The organism is Vibrio sp. OPT18 (genome assembly GCF_015163615.1).
Lineage (GTDB): Bacteria > Pseudomonadota > Gammaproteobacteria > Enterobacterales > Vibrionaceae > Vibrio > Vibrio coralliirubri.
This window is the reverse complement of the sequence record NZ_JADDYK010000021.1, coordinates 412354-427063: the sequence shown is the minus strand read 5'-3', so window position 1 is coordinate 427063 and position 14710 is coordinate 412354. Positions and strand designations below refer to the sequence as shown.

The window sequence follows — 14710 nt, the reverse complement described above, 5'->3', positions numbered from 1 at the left end:
CTCCTCAACCGTTGCAGCTTGAATTATCTGCTCTTGAACTATCTCAGGTTGATTTTCGCCTATCTCCGTATCTTCTACTTGCATTTTTGCCATCGCAAGAGGGGCAACAATCGTAACCTTAATGGGTGCTGCTTGCGGAGGCGGAGCAAAATCGTACTCAGGTGTCCAAAGGTAATAAACAAGTGCAGATAAGTGAAGGGCAACACTCAATGCAAAACCGACGACAAACCAAGGTTGACGAGGCTTACGTGATCTGACCTTTAAGGTGGCAAAAATACTCATGTTTATTACCCCTGAGGCGTTTCTAAACCAACGAGCGCAATCTGGCTGTATCCGGCGCGTACAAGTGTGTTCATGACTTTCATGAGTTCGTCATAGGTAATGCTTTTGTCAGCTCTTAGATAAATTCTCTGATTTTGGTCCTCGATAAGTAGCGGAAGATCAAATGGTAGCTGTTCTAACGTTGAAGCTTTATCCTCACCGAATGTTAGCTCTAGCCCCTTACCAACGGTAAGGAACAAAGGTTCATCAGGTAAAGGTGTGGCTTCAGCAGAAGATGAAGGCAGATCGACGGGCACATTAACGGTAGCCAATCCAATGGTGCTGCTACCATCACAATGATGAGTAGAACGAGCATAACATCAACCAAAGGTGTCACGTTGATATCGTGGTTTTCTACCAGTTCATCGCTGTCTGAAGATGTTTGAAATCCCATATTACACCACCTGCTTTAGTTGTGATGGCGTCTCTTCGTTAGTATCGCAGTCACAATCTCGGCTAACAAGTACCATGGTCGCAACAGACACGTCTGCTAGGAGTGCTTTGTAGTGTCCAATACGTCGAGAAAAATAGTTATACATCATCACCGCAGGAATAGCGGCAACCAAACCGATCGCTGTTGCGAGTAGTGCTTCAGCTATACCAGGAGCCACAACTACAAGCGTCGTACTTTTGGCTTTCGCGATACCGATAAACGCATTCATAATTCCCCAAACCGTACCAAATAGGCCGACGAATGGGCTAACTGAACCTATGGTTGCCAAAATGTCCGTCAGTGAAGTCATGTCTCGGGTTAACTCTGCTTGAACTCGCTCAAGTCTTAATTGAACGCGTTCTTTAATGCCGTTATGAGTCGCAGGACCTTGACCGGACATATAGATTTCGTGTTGTGCAGCGGTCACAACGGAGACTTCTTGTCCTGTTTGTAGTGTAAGAGCGGATTCCGCATGTTGAAGAGTGTCTGCGGTCACTAAGGTTGCTAATAGTTGCTTAGTTCTTTTCGTAGCGAGAACTAGCTGTATCTGCTTAGTAATGAAAACTGCCCAGCTCAAAATGGAGGCGACTAATAAAGCGATCATAAGCGATTTAACCACCCAATCTGCAGCATGGTACATTCCCATCGGTGAAAGATCGTGGGTGATCAATGGATTTGAAGGTGGGGCAATTTGTTGGTTTGAGACCACAGTATCGGAGATAGGTTGAATCGACGTATCACTCAAAGAATAACGGGAAAACGTCAGCATTAAAAATACTGACGCGATACGAAAAAAAGCGTTGTCATTAGGTATCACTCCCTAGGGATTGAATTAGGCTGGTGGAATAAATTTCCACGTTGTCGCTACCTATACCGAATGAAATTAAAAAAACCGTAAAGAAATTTTAATTATTTTAAAAACGCCTAGTGAACTTGATAGTGATCTCATTTTGCTGGTAGGTGTAGAGCCAATCAACATTGCTTTTGATTCTTTTATGATTCCAAACCAATGAAGGGGTAACACCGAATAACTTGATATCTTTTAGCGCAGCAGAGAGTGCGTAATTTTGCTCTTGATCTCTACGCGTTTCACTCAGAATGCTATTGAAGCCTTGGTAGTCACGATGTCTAAACGATCCAAAAAGTGTCAGGTCAACCCAAGGAATCACATCTGAATTCAAGCCAATTTTACCGCCATAAAGCTCGTAAGCATGGACTTGTTCTTTGTTCTGTTTACTTGTCCAGTCTATGCCACCGAAGAACAGTAGGTCATGATTGAATTGGTACCAATAAGTAAGATACGAAGCCAGCTGCCAGTCTGTTTGATAGCTGAGTACACTTGGGATGTAGTCTTGATAGTCGACTTTGAACTCGAATTTAAGGGCACTGTTTTGGCTGGTTGTTCTAAGCCAGTCTAACTTGACCCCTGAGCTGAAATAAACAGAGCTGTTCGCGTAACGACTTAGTTCAAAAGAGGGGCCGATTGATACTTTGTTGAGGCGGTCATGAAAACTGTACCCGAAGCCGATTCGAGAGGTATGTTCATTGTAATCACTGTTGTTCCCGTAGTTAGTGCCATAAGTTAGGCCTTGTAAATGAATACCGTGGTGTCGAGACAAAGAGTAACGTTTATTGATACTCGCCTCAAAATCGACCCCATATGCTTTTTCTTTTTTAGGCGTGACACGGTCAAAGACACACTGACCTGTGTTGGATGTCACTAGGCAGGTATAGGATTCAGAAGAGCTGTTTAAGTTATCATTAAAAGAACCGCCAATTGCCACAGAACCGTTCCAGCTGTCGCGAGCAATAAGCGCTTGCGTAAAGCTGTCGATGGTTCGAATTACACCAGCAGCTCTCGGGTTTTGTGAGGGTATTTTTGATTTGATTTGATTTGATTGAATAGATTGAGCGCATCTCGGTTTTGGTTACTTTCAAACAAGACTCGTGCTAGCTCTAACTGAGCGGGCATAAAATTGGGTTGTAAGGCTAATGCATTTTCGAATGCGAGTTGCGCGTGTTCCAGATCACCTTTAGCTCGAGAGATTGCGCCGTCAGCGTATTTCAGTAACAGTGGGTCAGGCTGTTCAAAATGTCGATAGATTTCCAGTAACTGGCTAGCTTGCACCCATTGACGATAACGAACAGCAAGATGAAGAGCTTTCGCAACTTGATTCACATCGTTTGTGTCGATCTGGTATTCAGTTTGGGCTGGTTTTGGGGAGCTTGCTTCGCGCTGGTTCTCTTCTTCAAGTATTGCTTGTTCTTTGTTTTGAGCCGACAGGGCGTCTTGTTGTTCAATACGAAACTGTGTATCCGTGTCTTGAGACCAAGAAAGAGGTGAAGAAAATACGCAAGACAATAGTAGACAACGTATAAATGGAGTTGTGTTGGAGTTCATGTGGTGCTCATTAAAAAGAAGCAGCCAAAGCTGCTTCTTAGTCATTGAAGGTGATTATTGTTTTGCACCGCCGAATGCAGTATCAAGATCAGAGTTGCCAGCAAAAGTCGCAATACCAGCAAGTGTTGCCGCATCTGCGCCAAAGAGGTGACCTTGAGAAATACCTTGGGTTGTCACACCTGCTTGGTTAGCTGTTGCCGTACCATTGAACGAAGCGCTTGCTGCATCAATCGTGCTATCCACATTGATAGATAGAGACGCATTAGCAATGTCGCCTGTTAGTGTTTGTTGAGCGAAATCAGCAGTAAACGTGCCTGCAAGTTGGTTACTACCGCTAAAGTGGTTAATACCAGTAATGTTGTACGTCGTGGTACCTGAAGTAGGCACAGTGGTACCAGTATTGTCGCCTACATAGTAAACAGTGCGGTTGTTGTAATCTTTATCTTGTCTTCCTTCATACCACTCGCCAAACCAAACGTCTTGGTTAGCCGCTTGCGCAAAGTTGTAGTGTGTTGAGCCAAAGTGTTTACTACCAGAAGTGTAAACGCCATCTCGTTCTGCACCGCTGAAAATATTATTTGCTAGACCTTCGAAATCGACACGCTTACCTGTTGAGCTGCCAATGCCGGCTTTACCTTTTGAGTGAAACAGTGGGACGTAAACTTCAGATTCACCAACCTGGCGTAGAGAGTCGTCGCTAATCGCGCCATCAAAACCTGCTTGTACAAGTGGGCTAAGGCCAATCATTGCAGCCGCGATCCATGAAAGTTGAACTGGTTTCATTTTGATTCCTTTTAAATTGAGAATGGTAAGTACAGAAAGCAAACCCAACATCCGGTGCGCGCGACAGATATCGTGCTTGCTTTCAACTATTACACCGTTTAAGAATGAAAAAACCGTAATAGAAAATCGCATTTTTTAATAAAATTTTATCGGCTAATGAAATTGTAGTCGCCGCCAACACGCTCTATATATGTGAAATCGTTGGGCCCGTTTAAACTCCAGGCAAATTCGAAAAGCACTCGAGTGAGTTTGCTCTGGGTTGGGGGAGAAAGCACAGTCAGGGTTTCACGGGTACCTGCTGGAATCACATAAACATCAGACTTAGCGAGCTCACCAAAAGGGGTTCTTATGATGGGCTGTACGATATCTTTAAGGTCAGTCAAGGAAGTCACGGTAAGAGTAATGTCTTTTTCAACGGCTTCAAACGTATAGGACCCTAATGCATAGTATTCAGGTACTTGTCCAGTATCACCAGTCAAATCTATGCTCTTCTCGTCATCAAAAGGTAGAAGTAAAGGTTCGGTTTCGTCTCTCAGAAAGATTTTTGCGTGTGGGCCATTTAACGAAGCAACGCGCACGTATGTAGGTCTGCCAGGTAAATCGGTGAACTCGCCGTCACTTACTTCGACATTGACAGCAAATTGCCCGCTCACATCGGCAACAAAGCTTGTGGTTTCAGCACTAGGGTTAACAATAGTTGCATTGCTCCCTTGCGGTTTTGACACAAAATACCAATTAAAGGTGAGCGGGTCGCAGTCCGGGTCATAACTTTCACTGGCAGTTAAAGAAACCGTCATACCTTCAATGGCCAACATGGCTTGGCTATTATTAGCAGTTGGAGGTCGGTTTTGATGGTTTTCAGTAAAGGTGACGGTCGTGGTTGCCTTGGTCGATAAGAAACCATCGGTGACGGTTAATTCCACCACATAGTCACCCGCGACATCAGCGGTTAAGTCGGGGTATTTGCCCTCATATTTACTGAGGCTCGGCTGACTCCCGTCTGGCTGGTTGATAATTTGCCATTGACGGTACAGTTCATCGCCGTCAGCATCCGTGGATGTGTCAAACAGTTTGACTGATTGAGATAGGGAAGAGCTGTACGCTGGGGTAAGAGAGACCACCGGTGGCGAGTTGTCTTGGTCGGGTTTAGCCACTATTTTCACTTGATTTGGACGGCTGTTGACTTGGCCATCGTTGACCACCAACGAGAGATAATACGTACCAATTTGATCCGCAAAGAAAGTCGGTTTGATGGCCTCTAAACTGGAAAGTTGAGCTTCGCTTCCTGCGGGTTTTTCTGAGAATGACCACGAATAAGAGATGAGGTCGTTGTCATAGTCAACACTGCGCGTGCCGTCTAAGTGGACGGCTTGATTAACTTTAACTTGTTGATTGATGCCAGCGATAGCGATCGGAGTTTGATTATTCGGGTCGCTTGTCGGCGATGAATCAGAAGCGCTTTCATTACACGCCGTAATGAAAGCGAAAGAGAGAATTATTGGAAACTTGTAAGTATAGCCATGCATTGTAATACACCGTCGAGATTAGAATGTTAAGTCATCGTTTTTTGCCTTTCCTTGCTATACCGTTTAAGAAAGAGAAACCCGCAACCCAAAAATAAAAAAAAGCGCGAATGTTCGCGCTTTTCGTAGGTTTAGTTTGGAGACTAATGATTTGAATTTGGAATCTAGAGTCTTTAGCTTGGAAGGCAGTGAACTTAGTTCGCCTCAGCACTTAAGTCGTAAGCAACGCCCATGTAGTTTGTGAAATCACTATCAAGGATGAACGAATATACAATGTTGGTTCGCGCGCCAGCCGTCGGTTTTGCCCACATTTTCACGTAAGCCACATCCCCTGCATGTAGGACTTGGTTTAGTTCTATCCCTGTCATTTTCGGTGCATAATCTTCACCTCTGAAGTCCATCTCAGTAATTTCACTAATTGTGTAGTCCTTACCAACCGCCTCTAGAGTATAAGTTCCCACCAGAACGTATTCGGGTGCATCACCTGTGATGGTTTTATCTAGGGCAATCGGCGTCGGTGTGTAAGGTAGGGCATGTACTGTTTTTTCATCTCCAAAGGTAAAGATGATTTCGCTGCTGCCTGCGGCACTCGCGCTAAAGCGAACCATATCGGCTTCGCTGGTGAATTCACCGTCATTTACAGTCAGCGAGAAGAGGTAATCACCCACTTGGTCGGGTGTGAAATCTGGTTTCGCGACTGCTGAATCTGAAAGTTCAGCCGTACTGTTCTCCGGTGTAGAAAGTAGTTTCCACGTGTACGTAATCGCATCTTCATTGCCGTCGTAGCTACCGCTGCCATCTAAGGTTGCTGTTTCTCTAATCTCTAAAGACTTTACGCCACCCGCATTAGCGACAGGAGCAACGTTTTCTGCTGAATAAGACACAGTAACTTCTTGGCTAACGCTCTCGGAACCGTCGCTTACTGTTAATTTCAGTTTGTAGTCACCGACTGTGTTAGACAGTAGTACTGCTGTCGATGTTCCGCTGCCCGTGAGTTTTATTGTCGCATTATCCGGTGTTGATAAAAGCGCCCATTGATAAGTTAACACATCGCCATCAAGATCGAAGGCGTTAGACGGAATTTCGATAGATTTGGTTAGCGCAACACTTGGTGGTGTCGCAATATCGATGATTGGCACCACGTTTTGTGATGCGTCAGTGACTTCAATGGTTTGCTTTGTGGTACTTGAAGTGCCTGATACTGCACTTTCTAATTCAAATGTGTAATCGCCAACAACATCTGGAGTGAAATAAGGTGCAATGGCCTTGTTAGCGTTAAGTGCGACGTTACTGCCATCAGGCTTGCTTGTGATCTTCCATTCGAAAGTCATGTTTTCGTTGTAGGTATCTAAACCTTGGGTTGCATCTAAGCGCACACGCTTACCTAATTTGGCATAAGATTTTTCTACAGTTGCGTTGTTTGAAGAGTCTGAACTGCTGTCGCTGCTCCCACTACCGCATGCGATAAGCGCTGGCATAGCGGCAGCAAGTAAGGTCCATTTTAGTTTTGAAGTCATGTATTTTTTCCTAATCATGAGTGGCAAAGCTGTTTGAAATCAGCCATGCAAATGTCAATTTCATTGGGTATACCGAATTAAGATGAGAAACCCGTAAAGAAAAACGCCCAGAAAGGCGTTTTATTATGGTTTTGATCAATACGTTTGATTCCGAACGAGTCTGAAAGGCAATGTCGGTGGTCTTGTTATTAAAACTTACCACTTAATTTGAAGGTTAATGTTCGGCCCGGAGCGGGCATACCTGATACCGAGCCTGTATCTAAGTAATAAACATCAGATAGATTATTACCAATCAGCTCAGCACTCAGTTTCTTTGTGAAGGCATATTTAACGTAGGCATCATAAGTAATGACCTCTGTTCTTTTTATGAGTTCATCTTCATGACTTGCGGAAACATAGTTTGTACGTACGCCTGTTTCTAAGTCGGTATCAAAGAAACGAGTGCCTAGCAAAATACTGCCTGTATATTCAGGTGCTGCATGGGCCGCAAGAAAGCTTCCTTCTGAAAATCCGCCACGAACACAAGTTTCTTCGGATGGGGTACTTCCTAAAATCACATCTTTTATATAACCTTGAGCGGCTGAGTTTCTGTCACAAACTTCGTTTCGGAAATTGTAAGCAATTGAGGCATCGCCAAAATAATCGCTGTTATCAAACTGCCCGTTGATCTCAATACCGCTAGTTCGTTGGCTATCTAGGTTTGTGAAGTTATAACTGTCGCGATCTCTGTCCATTACATCGTCAATTGTTTGATCAAAATAGGTCAGCTTAAAGCTCGCATTGTCGAAGTAATGAATGTAAGCCGTTTCGTACAGTTTGGCGCGCTCAGGTTGTAGAGGAGCACTTGCGACAGGGTTGCTACTGAACCCACTGGTACTTTCAAATAGGCTTGGGAAACGTAAAGTCTCAGCGTAACGGGTGTAAATTCGGCTGTTATCGCTGATTAGCCATGTGGCTGTGACAGAAGGCATCCAACCGCTACCACTGGTCTTGTATTGGGTGTTGTATTCTTCAGAAGTCTCAAGCGATTTGGCCTTACAACTGCCTTCGATGTAGTTTTCTTGTTGCATTGCGATACGACAAGCATTGCTTGCCAGATCGAGTTCGTTATCGCTATTGGTTAACCAACTGGATGCGTGGTGCTCGATGAAAGTGGTTTGATTTTCCGCCGATTCGGTTTCGGTTTGTAGCTTCTGTTGCAATATAGCATCGAAATTAGCGAGTTCTGATTGTCGTGCGTCTAGCTGACTTTGGTACTCATTAGCTTGATCAGGGAACATAACGATCAAGTTTTGCAATCTATCTATCTCAGTATTGAGGTTTTGTTGTGTGAAATTGACTCTCACCTCATGCTTTGCGTTTGCTACATTTTGCGCGATTTCTTCAGGTGCATAGGCCTCTAGCGTTTGATAAGTTAATTGGTAGCCGTCTTTCTTGTACTCCTTCAGAGGATTAATGTCGCCAGAGTTTACTTGATGTTCTATATAGTAATCTGTCGCATTGTAAGAGATGTAACGGACACCAGAATCTAACACTATGGAGTCATGTGGTCGCCATTCAATCTTTACTGCGCCGTTGTATTCTTCTCTTTCACCAGCACGGACTGCACCACCATAGAAATCGATAAGGTTGGCTAGTCCCTCTTTAGGGTTCAATTCGTGCATCATGTAACTGCCGGACAATGTCATATCAATAGAGTCTGTTAGTAGCATCTTGTTATTGAAATCGAATCCGTACCTTTGCTCATCACGGTTAACGACTGACGTGTTGATGATGATATCAGGCGTATCGCTTTTGTAGTTGACGAAGTTAGGGAAGCCATAACCAGTATTGCTGCGGGAATCTGTTTTTGTCAGCCATAAGTTGGTGCTTAGGTTTAGCAAATCTTGTTCAGGATTAGCTCGAAATTTCAGGGTGTAGGCTTGCATTTTTGCGTTGGCAAGCGGCCACTGAGCGAGTCCATCAGAATTTCGGTAGTCTGAACGACTCGCCAATATCTCACCGTGAGTGCTTTCCGTGTATCGGATACTGGCATGCAGTTTGTAGTAATCACTGAAATTGATTGTACCTTTTAATAGTGCTGATTCCATTTCAGCCGATGTGTTGGGTACTTCGTGGCCAGGGTAGTGGACCAGTGCCATGTGTTCAGGTCTTAAGGTTGGATTTCGCCCCGCGACTTGGTCACTCGAGTCATTGTCAAATGGTTTCGAGTAGAAGTCAGCTTTGCTGGTACCTGAGTAGTAGTTACCTCGATTTCGGTATGCGTATGCGGCTAACCAGTCAAACTTTGGTTCGATTCCGGCGAGTGCGAGGCGGTAGGCGATGTCCTCTCCATTGAAGGGATTATCTGTTTTGTTGTCTCTGGTTTGGAAGCGAACTTCTGGGGCGTCGTACAGTGGAACACCACCTAACTCGGCATAAGCTGGGACATCTTGCCAACGTTTTCCGGTATGCAGTCGCGCTTTGTTTGGCTCGATTGAGTTACTGCTGCTTTCGGCAACTAACTCAATACCAAATTGTTCACCTTCTTCAACGATATCTTGCGGTTGCAATGTCGTAACTTTAACTGCACCACCTGTTGAGGTATTGATCTCTGAGTTTAACTGAGCACCTTGATAAACAGTCATACTGCCGATGAGGTTAGGGTCAATGTAGTTTCTGTTCGATGAACCACGATAGCCGTTATACACTGAAATACCTTGTTCAGTACCATCGATAACTACAGGTACACGACCAAAGCCTTGTACACCACGTACGTTCGGGTCGATACTGCCACCGCCATTTCGTGCTTCGCCACTGTGTGTATTCGCGATGCCAGTGAACAGATCCGCCGCACTGGTACCTTTGAAACGTTCGATTTCTTCTTTTCCGAGATAAGCGGTTGCTACGTCTTTGTCGTACACATCCATTTCACCGTCAGTGTCTCTTTGATAGGAGTCATCAAAATGGGTTCGAACTTGAATAGCATCGAGTGTCATCGAGTCTGTAATTGGTACTAGGTAATAAACACCATCAGACTGTTTTTGTGCTTGCAGACCGGTATTGGTCAACAACATAGACAGCGCCTGTTCGTTGTCGTATTGGCCGACTAGACCTTGGCTATAGAGCCCTGAAGAGAGTGACGAGTCTAGATAAAATTCGATACCCGATTCTACGGCAAAGTGGTTGAGAGCACTGTCTAAAGTGGCTGCTGGAATATTATATTGGTGGTCTTCTGCAGCGTTGGAAGCAACAGGAAAACTCAATATAACGACACCGAGTTTTATCGTGGTAAGTTTGGAGAGTAGCGAGCGCTGCTTGGCATTTGGCACCGTAATTTCCTTATCGGGATTTCTAACTGACTGTCAGATACACCGAACAAGAATCAGAAATCCGTAATAAAATTTTATTTGGCTGTGATGGTGACCCAAAGAGGGGTACGGTAATGGATTCTTATAGGTAGTATATGGCTGATATTGTGTAAGGTTTTATCAATATCTTTGGTCGAGAACACACCGGTAAGTTTGAGTGCCGCGGCACTGGCATCGACGTTGATGATGCCGCGTCGATAACGCCTTAATTCGTTGATGAAGGTTTTGAGCTGTGTCGCTTGTGCCATGATTTTATGCTCGAGCCAAAGCATGTCTGAATCTTGGGTCTGGTTTGGCTGCGATACTGTGCGGCGATTGAAGTGTGTAGTTTGCCCTGCAAAAAGATGCGGTTTCCCCATCCCAAGCATAGGTTGAATTTCGACTTCACCTTCATAGACAGAGACTTGAGTGGTATCGACGTGCTCGCGGATACTGAATTGGGTTCCGATGGGCAATACTAAACCTTGCGAAGTAGAAACTGTTAATGGGCTGTGGTGATGTGTGTTGGTGATCATGACTTCGCCGCGTTCGATATGAATATCGCGCTGATGATTATCAAAATCGACAAACAATTTGGAATCGGTGTTGATCGCTAATTGCGTGCCATCGAACAGTGTCATTGAACGAATTTCGCCAGTCGCGGTAGAGTATTCAGTGCCTGTTGGCGTTGGTCTGTAAATCGCCATGCCTGAACCTAATGCGACGAACGAAAGCGTGCTTATGGATAAGAATTCGCGACGGCTGACTCTCGGTGGTTTACGCGTCAAGACCTGCTTGCTGATTTTGCCTTTAGGAATGGCACAAAACTTACTTTGTAGCAGTTCTAACTTTTGCCATGCTAAGGCGTTATTTGGGTGGGCAAGCCGCCAACATTCGAACGAGTCATGATCTTGTTGCGTGGCATCATCAGCCCAAAGACGTGCCATCCAAACCGATGCTTGCTCTATGGTTTCAGGTGGTAATTGCTGCATCTTAACCCTCGTTAAGCATGGCTAACATGCAGCCTTGAAGGCCTGTAGCTACGTACTTTTCAACCGATGATATTGAAACTTTAAGTTCAAATGCGATCTCTTTGTAACTCTTGCCCTCGAGCTGCCTCATGAGTAGTGCTTGGCGAGCTTTGATTGGCAGCTTGTGGAGTAGGTTATCGATTTCAACAAGTGCTTCAACCACTATGGTGTGGTCTTCCGGAGAGCTAGCGACGAGAGATGGTTCTTGCTCGATGAGCTCTAAATAGGCACTTTCCACACGACGTTTTCGATATAGATCAATCACTAACCCTTTAGCGATATGAGTCAGGTACTTCCTTGAATTTCTGTATTCAGGCAACTTACCTCTGGTTAACAAGCGAAGATAAGTATCTTGAACCAGATCAGCCGTAGTGTCAGGACATCCCAAGCGTCGTTTAATAAACACCGATAACCAGCTGTGATGTTCTTGGTACATTTGATCCACGCTGTGTGAGGTGTTGTTGCTCGCTACGGTCATTCCCTGATACTCCCCACTAAGCTTAATGATAATTATTATCATCAGGGCGCTGAATATATCAGAAATTTTCTAATGTGCTACATGTTTTTTATAAAACTCGATTTTGAACGCAATACCAACGTCTCAATGGTTAAAAGAAGTGTTTGTGTAGCCTTTGTGTTAAATGTGAAAAAAAGTAACAGTTGGTGAAAAGTTTTCTTCAGTTATTAACTGTAATATCAGTAAGTTATGGCAATACAAAAGATTACATTTCATTACAAACTACTGATTTAATATGTGCTACTTTTGAACCTTTGGCTAATCATAGCCATCCCAAATATTTGTATGATGTATGATGTATGATGTATGTTAGGTAGTGGAATGAAAGTTGATAACTTGTCAATTAGGCTGAGAATCGCTAAATATATTGCTAAAAACCTATTAAGTAATAGCGACCATAAAATTACAAGTGATATTAAGCTAATTAGATTATATTGTAGACTAGGCGATTATAAACGTGCAATATTTCACGCGAAAAAAGTCTATGAGTTAGGTGAAAACCCTGAATATTATTATGTATTAAAAAATTTATATATACTAACTAATGACTTTGAGAGTAGTGATAACCTAAAACTAAACGCATCAAATAAACAATCTGAAGACATTATTCCTATCTTAGGATGTATTGATGATAGTGTATATGATTTTGACAAGATAAAATTTATTAAGGATTATGTTAGAAGTAAGGGTGCAACACCTCTGCTTATTTCTCTTTCTGGTAAAGGTAAAGAATTAAACAATCTTTCTGAAACGGAAAAGGAACTATTGTCTAATATAGACCTTTATAATAAAGAACGCCCTAAGTGGAGCAAGAAAAACAACCCTCCTAGTTATATAAAGAGTGTATACAAGAGCTACGATAACGTTCGATTTGATGAATTGTTTGACTATCGACCTCCCGTTATCAAAGCAACCAAAGTTTTATTGGGTGACATGCAAAACTCTTACGTATCAGTTAAAAATGGTTTGAGAGAAACTGTGGGTCAACCTGATAATTACAAGAATAAGGTGTTGTGTTTCGGTACTTCAACTACGTACTCAGTTGGGACTAGTGACGACGATACCATTGTAAGCTTAATACAGAAGGAACTAAATGATCACTATAGCGATATAAAAGTCGAGAACTATGGTGTTCATGGCATGAACTTGTTGTTGGCTATGAATAATATGATTCAAACTAATATTGAAAGTGGTGATGTAGTTATATTTTTTGACTATGATGAGTTCAATAGGTTTGATGGTGAAGATATATATAAGCTAGACCTTAATAGTTTTGATAGAGGGGTGGACTTTTTTGTTGACCTAGCAAAATATCATTGTCATTTCTCACCTCAAGGAAATAAAATATTATCAAAATCTATTGTCAATAGGTTCTTACTCGACCACTTTAATAAAAACTCCTTCGCGAGTTCTAATATTCAAGCTTCTCAAGCAATGTATCAAGTATTAGATAACCTGAAGTATTTCTTATATAAGAAAACTGCAGAAGCACTTGAATCGTGCGAGATGAAAAGCTATTTATCTTTGCTGGAAAGCCATGTTCCTGATGCTGAGCTAAAAGTGGGCAGCGTAGCCGTGAACTGTAACCCTATTACTAAAGGCCACCTTCACTTGCTGGAACATGCTTCTCGTAATGTTGATAAGTTATTTGTTTTTGTCATTGAAGAAGACAAATCGTTCTTTAAGTTCGAAGATCGTCTTCATTTAGTCACAGTGAGCACTAAGCACCTAGAGAATGTCACGGTGCTCCGAGGAGGCAAGTTTATCTGTACAGAGCTAACTTACCCAGATTACTTCGATAAAGACACCACAGAAGCCAAAGCAGACGCTTCAATGGAAGCATGGTTCTTCTGTGAGTATATAGCCAAAACGCTTAACATTACTAAGATTTTCTTGGGTGATGAGCCTAAGTGTATGATAACCAAACAGTATAATGAAAAAATGCAAGAGGTACTTCCTGAGTACGGTATTGAGGTTGATATTATTGACCGAATTGCAACGAATGGCGATGTGATTAGTGCTTCTAAAGTTAGGGAGTTTTTAGCTAGTAGAGATTTCAGCAGTATAGAAGCAATAGTGCCTAAGCCCACGTATCAATTTTTAAAAGAAAATTATTAAGTTTGGACTCGCTTTCAAGCTACTTTTCTGTACAAAAGCCAGTCAGTTGACTGGCTTTCTTATTCGAATTTGGTAGCTGTAGTTTAATCCAACAGATAATCCGATGTCGAATTAGCCTGTGTATCCAAGATGTTGTGTGTGCAGTTTGTGCAATCTGTAGTAATTTCAATCTCTAAAGTTCGATAATTAATCACTTGAATTAAAAGATAAAATTTATTGTTGACGAATTTTTTCCATCCGTTAAAGTACACCTCGTTCTCAAGGCTTAGGTCGCTGAGAGATGGTGTTTTTACTTTTCAGTAATCAGCATCGCAAGATTGCGTTGCCCTGGTGGTGGAATTGGTAGACACAAGGGATTTAAAATCCCTCGGCGTTCGCGCTGTGCCGGTTCAAGTCCGGCCCGGGGCACCATCTATCTAGTTTCTACTTTTGAGTAGAGTGATGAACAAAGAGTTGTTCTCTTAAATCACTATTAAAGGCGCCTTGGCAGAGTGGCTATGCAGCGGATTGCAAATCCGTGGACCTCGGTTCGACTCCGGGAGGCGGCTCCATTCTTTCTCTTATTTTGATAAGTTAAGAGATACTAAGAATGAAAATGCGATACTAGCTCAGTTGGTAGAGCGCAACCTTGCCAAGGTTGAGGTCATCGGTTCGAACCCGATGTATCGCTCCAAATTTTGTAATGTTGATTCATTTCGACATTAAGATGGTGTTTTACTTTTCAGTAATCGGTATCA

General features: G+C 43.0%; 10 protein-coding genes, 3 tRNA genes and 2 pseudogenes. 4 read left to right on the top strand and 11 right to left on the bottom strand.

What is annotated here, in order from left to right; genetic code table 11:
- From IQQ51_RS04245 to IQQ51_RS04200, 11 genes and pseudogenes are all read right to left on the bottom strand, one after another.
- Positions 1-282 (bottom strand): annotated as a pseudogene (locus IQQ51_RS04245) (energy transducer TonB); the annotation flags it as partial.
- A 5-nt stretch (positions 283-287) separates the two neighbouring features.
- Positions 288-715 (bottom strand): annotated as a pseudogene (locus tag IQQ51_RS04240) (biopolymer transporter ExbD).
- A gap of 1 nt (position 716) precedes the next feature.
- Positions 717-1523: a tonB-system energizer ExbB gene (gene exbB, locus IQQ51_RS04235; RefSeq protein WP_193840459.1), complete on the bottom strand. Its 807-nt coding sequence runs from the start codon at positions 1521-1523 to the stop codon at positions 717-719.
- Positions 1524-1668: 145 nt separating this feature from the next.
- The gene (locus tag IQQ51_RS26630; RefSeq protein WP_322632734.1) at positions 1669-2538 is read right to left on the bottom strand and encodes a surface lipoprotein assembly modifier; all 870 of its coding nucleotides are present in this window, start codon (positions 2536-2538) and stop codon (positions 1669-1671) included.
- Between the two features lie 59 nt (positions 2539-2597).
- Positions 2598-3155: a tetratricopeptide repeat protein gene (locus tag IQQ51_RS26625; RefSeq protein ID WP_228012665.1), complete on the bottom strand. Its 558-nt coding sequence runs from the start codon at positions 3153-3155 to the stop codon at positions 2598-2600.
- A 54-nt stretch (positions 3156-3209) separates the two neighbouring features.
- Positions 3210-3938: a Slam-dependent surface lipoprotein gene (locus IQQ51_RS04225; protein ID WP_193840458.1), complete on the bottom strand. Its 729-nt coding sequence runs from the start codon at positions 3936-3938 to the stop codon at positions 3210-3212.
- A 146-nt stretch (positions 3939-4084) separates the two neighbouring features.
- A complete protein-coding gene (locus tag IQQ51_RS04220; RefSeq protein WP_193840457.1) occupies positions 4085-5464 on the bottom strand; it encodes a PKD domain-containing protein in 1380 nt (459 codons plus the stop codon).
- Between the two features lie 191 nt (positions 5465-5655).
- The gene (locus IQQ51_RS04215; RefSeq protein ID WP_193840456.1) at positions 5656-6978 is read right to left on the bottom strand and encodes a PKD domain-containing protein; all 1323 of its coding nucleotides are present in this window, start codon (positions 6976-6978) and stop codon (positions 5656-5658) included.
- Positions 6979-7166: 188 nt separating this feature from the next.
- Positions 7167-10289, bottom strand: a complete 3123-nt coding sequence (locus IQQ51_RS04210) for a TonB-dependent receptor (RefSeq protein ID WP_193840455.1) — start codon at positions 10287-10289, stop codon at positions 7167-7169.
- Positions 10290-10363: 74 nt separating this feature from the next.
- Positions 10364-11299, bottom strand: coding sequence for a FecR domain-containing protein (locus IQQ51_RS04205; protein WP_193840454.1), 936 nt, complete (start codon positions 11297-11299; stop codon positions 10364-10366).
- 1 nt (position 11300) lies between these two features.
- Entirely contained in the window at positions 11301-11816 is a 516-nt protein-coding gene (locus IQQ51_RS04200; RefSeq protein WP_193840453.1) for a sigma-70 family RNA polymerase sigma factor, read from the bottom strand.
- A 360-nt stretch (positions 11817-12176) separates the two neighbouring features.
- Here IQQ51_RS04200 and IQQ51_RS04195 point away from each other — a divergent pair, with 360 nt between their 5' ends.
- From IQQ51_RS04195 to IQQ51_RS04180, 4 genes are all read left to right on the top strand, one after another.
- Complete coding sequence (locus IQQ51_RS04195) at positions 12177-13973, top strand: citrate lyase ligase (protein WP_193840452.1); 1797 nt, start codon at positions 12177-12179, stop codon at positions 13971-13973.
- Between the two features lie 324 nt (positions 13974-14297).
- A tRNA-Leu gene (locus IQQ51_RS04190) sits at positions 14298-14384 on the top strand.
- A gap of 66 nt (positions 14385-14450) precedes the next feature.
- Positions 14451-14524, top strand: a tRNA-Cys gene (locus IQQ51_RS04185).
- A gap of 46 nt (positions 14525-14570) precedes the next feature.
- Positions 14571-14646, top strand: a tRNA-Gly gene (locus IQQ51_RS04180).
- Positions 14647-14710: the final 64 nt, after the last annotated feature.

Coding starts and splice junctions, on each gene's coding strand:
- exbB (WP_193840459.1), bottom strand. CDS start 1,523: ATGCTGACGTTTTCCCGTTATTCTTTGAGTGATACGTCGATTCAACCT.
- IQQ51_RS26625 (WP_228012665.1), bottom strand. CDS start 3,155: ATGAACTCCAACACAACTCCATTTATACGTTGTCTACTATTGTCTTGC.
- IQQ51_RS04225 (WP_193840458.1), bottom strand. CDS start 3,938: ATGAAACCAGTTCAACTTTCATGGATCGCGGCTGCAATGATTGGCCTT.
- IQQ51_RS04220 (WP_193840457.1), bottom strand. CDS start 5,464: ATGCATGGCTATACTTACAAGTTTCCAATAATTCTCTCTTTCGCTTTC.
- IQQ51_RS04215 (WP_193840456.1), bottom strand. CDS start 6,978: ATGACTTCAAAACTAAAATGGACCTTACTTGCTGCCGCTATGCCAGCG.
- IQQ51_RS04205 (WP_193840454.1), bottom strand. CDS start 11,299: ATGCAGCAATTACCACCTGAAACCATAGAGCAAGCATCGGTTTGGATG.
- IQQ51_RS04200 (WP_193840453.1), bottom strand. CDS start 11,816: ATGACCGTAGCGAGCAACAACACCTCACACAGCGTGGATCAAATGTAC.
- IQQ51_RS04195 (WP_193840452.1), top strand. CDS start 12,177: ATGAAAGTTGATAACTTGTCAATTAGGCTGAGAATCGCTAAATATATT.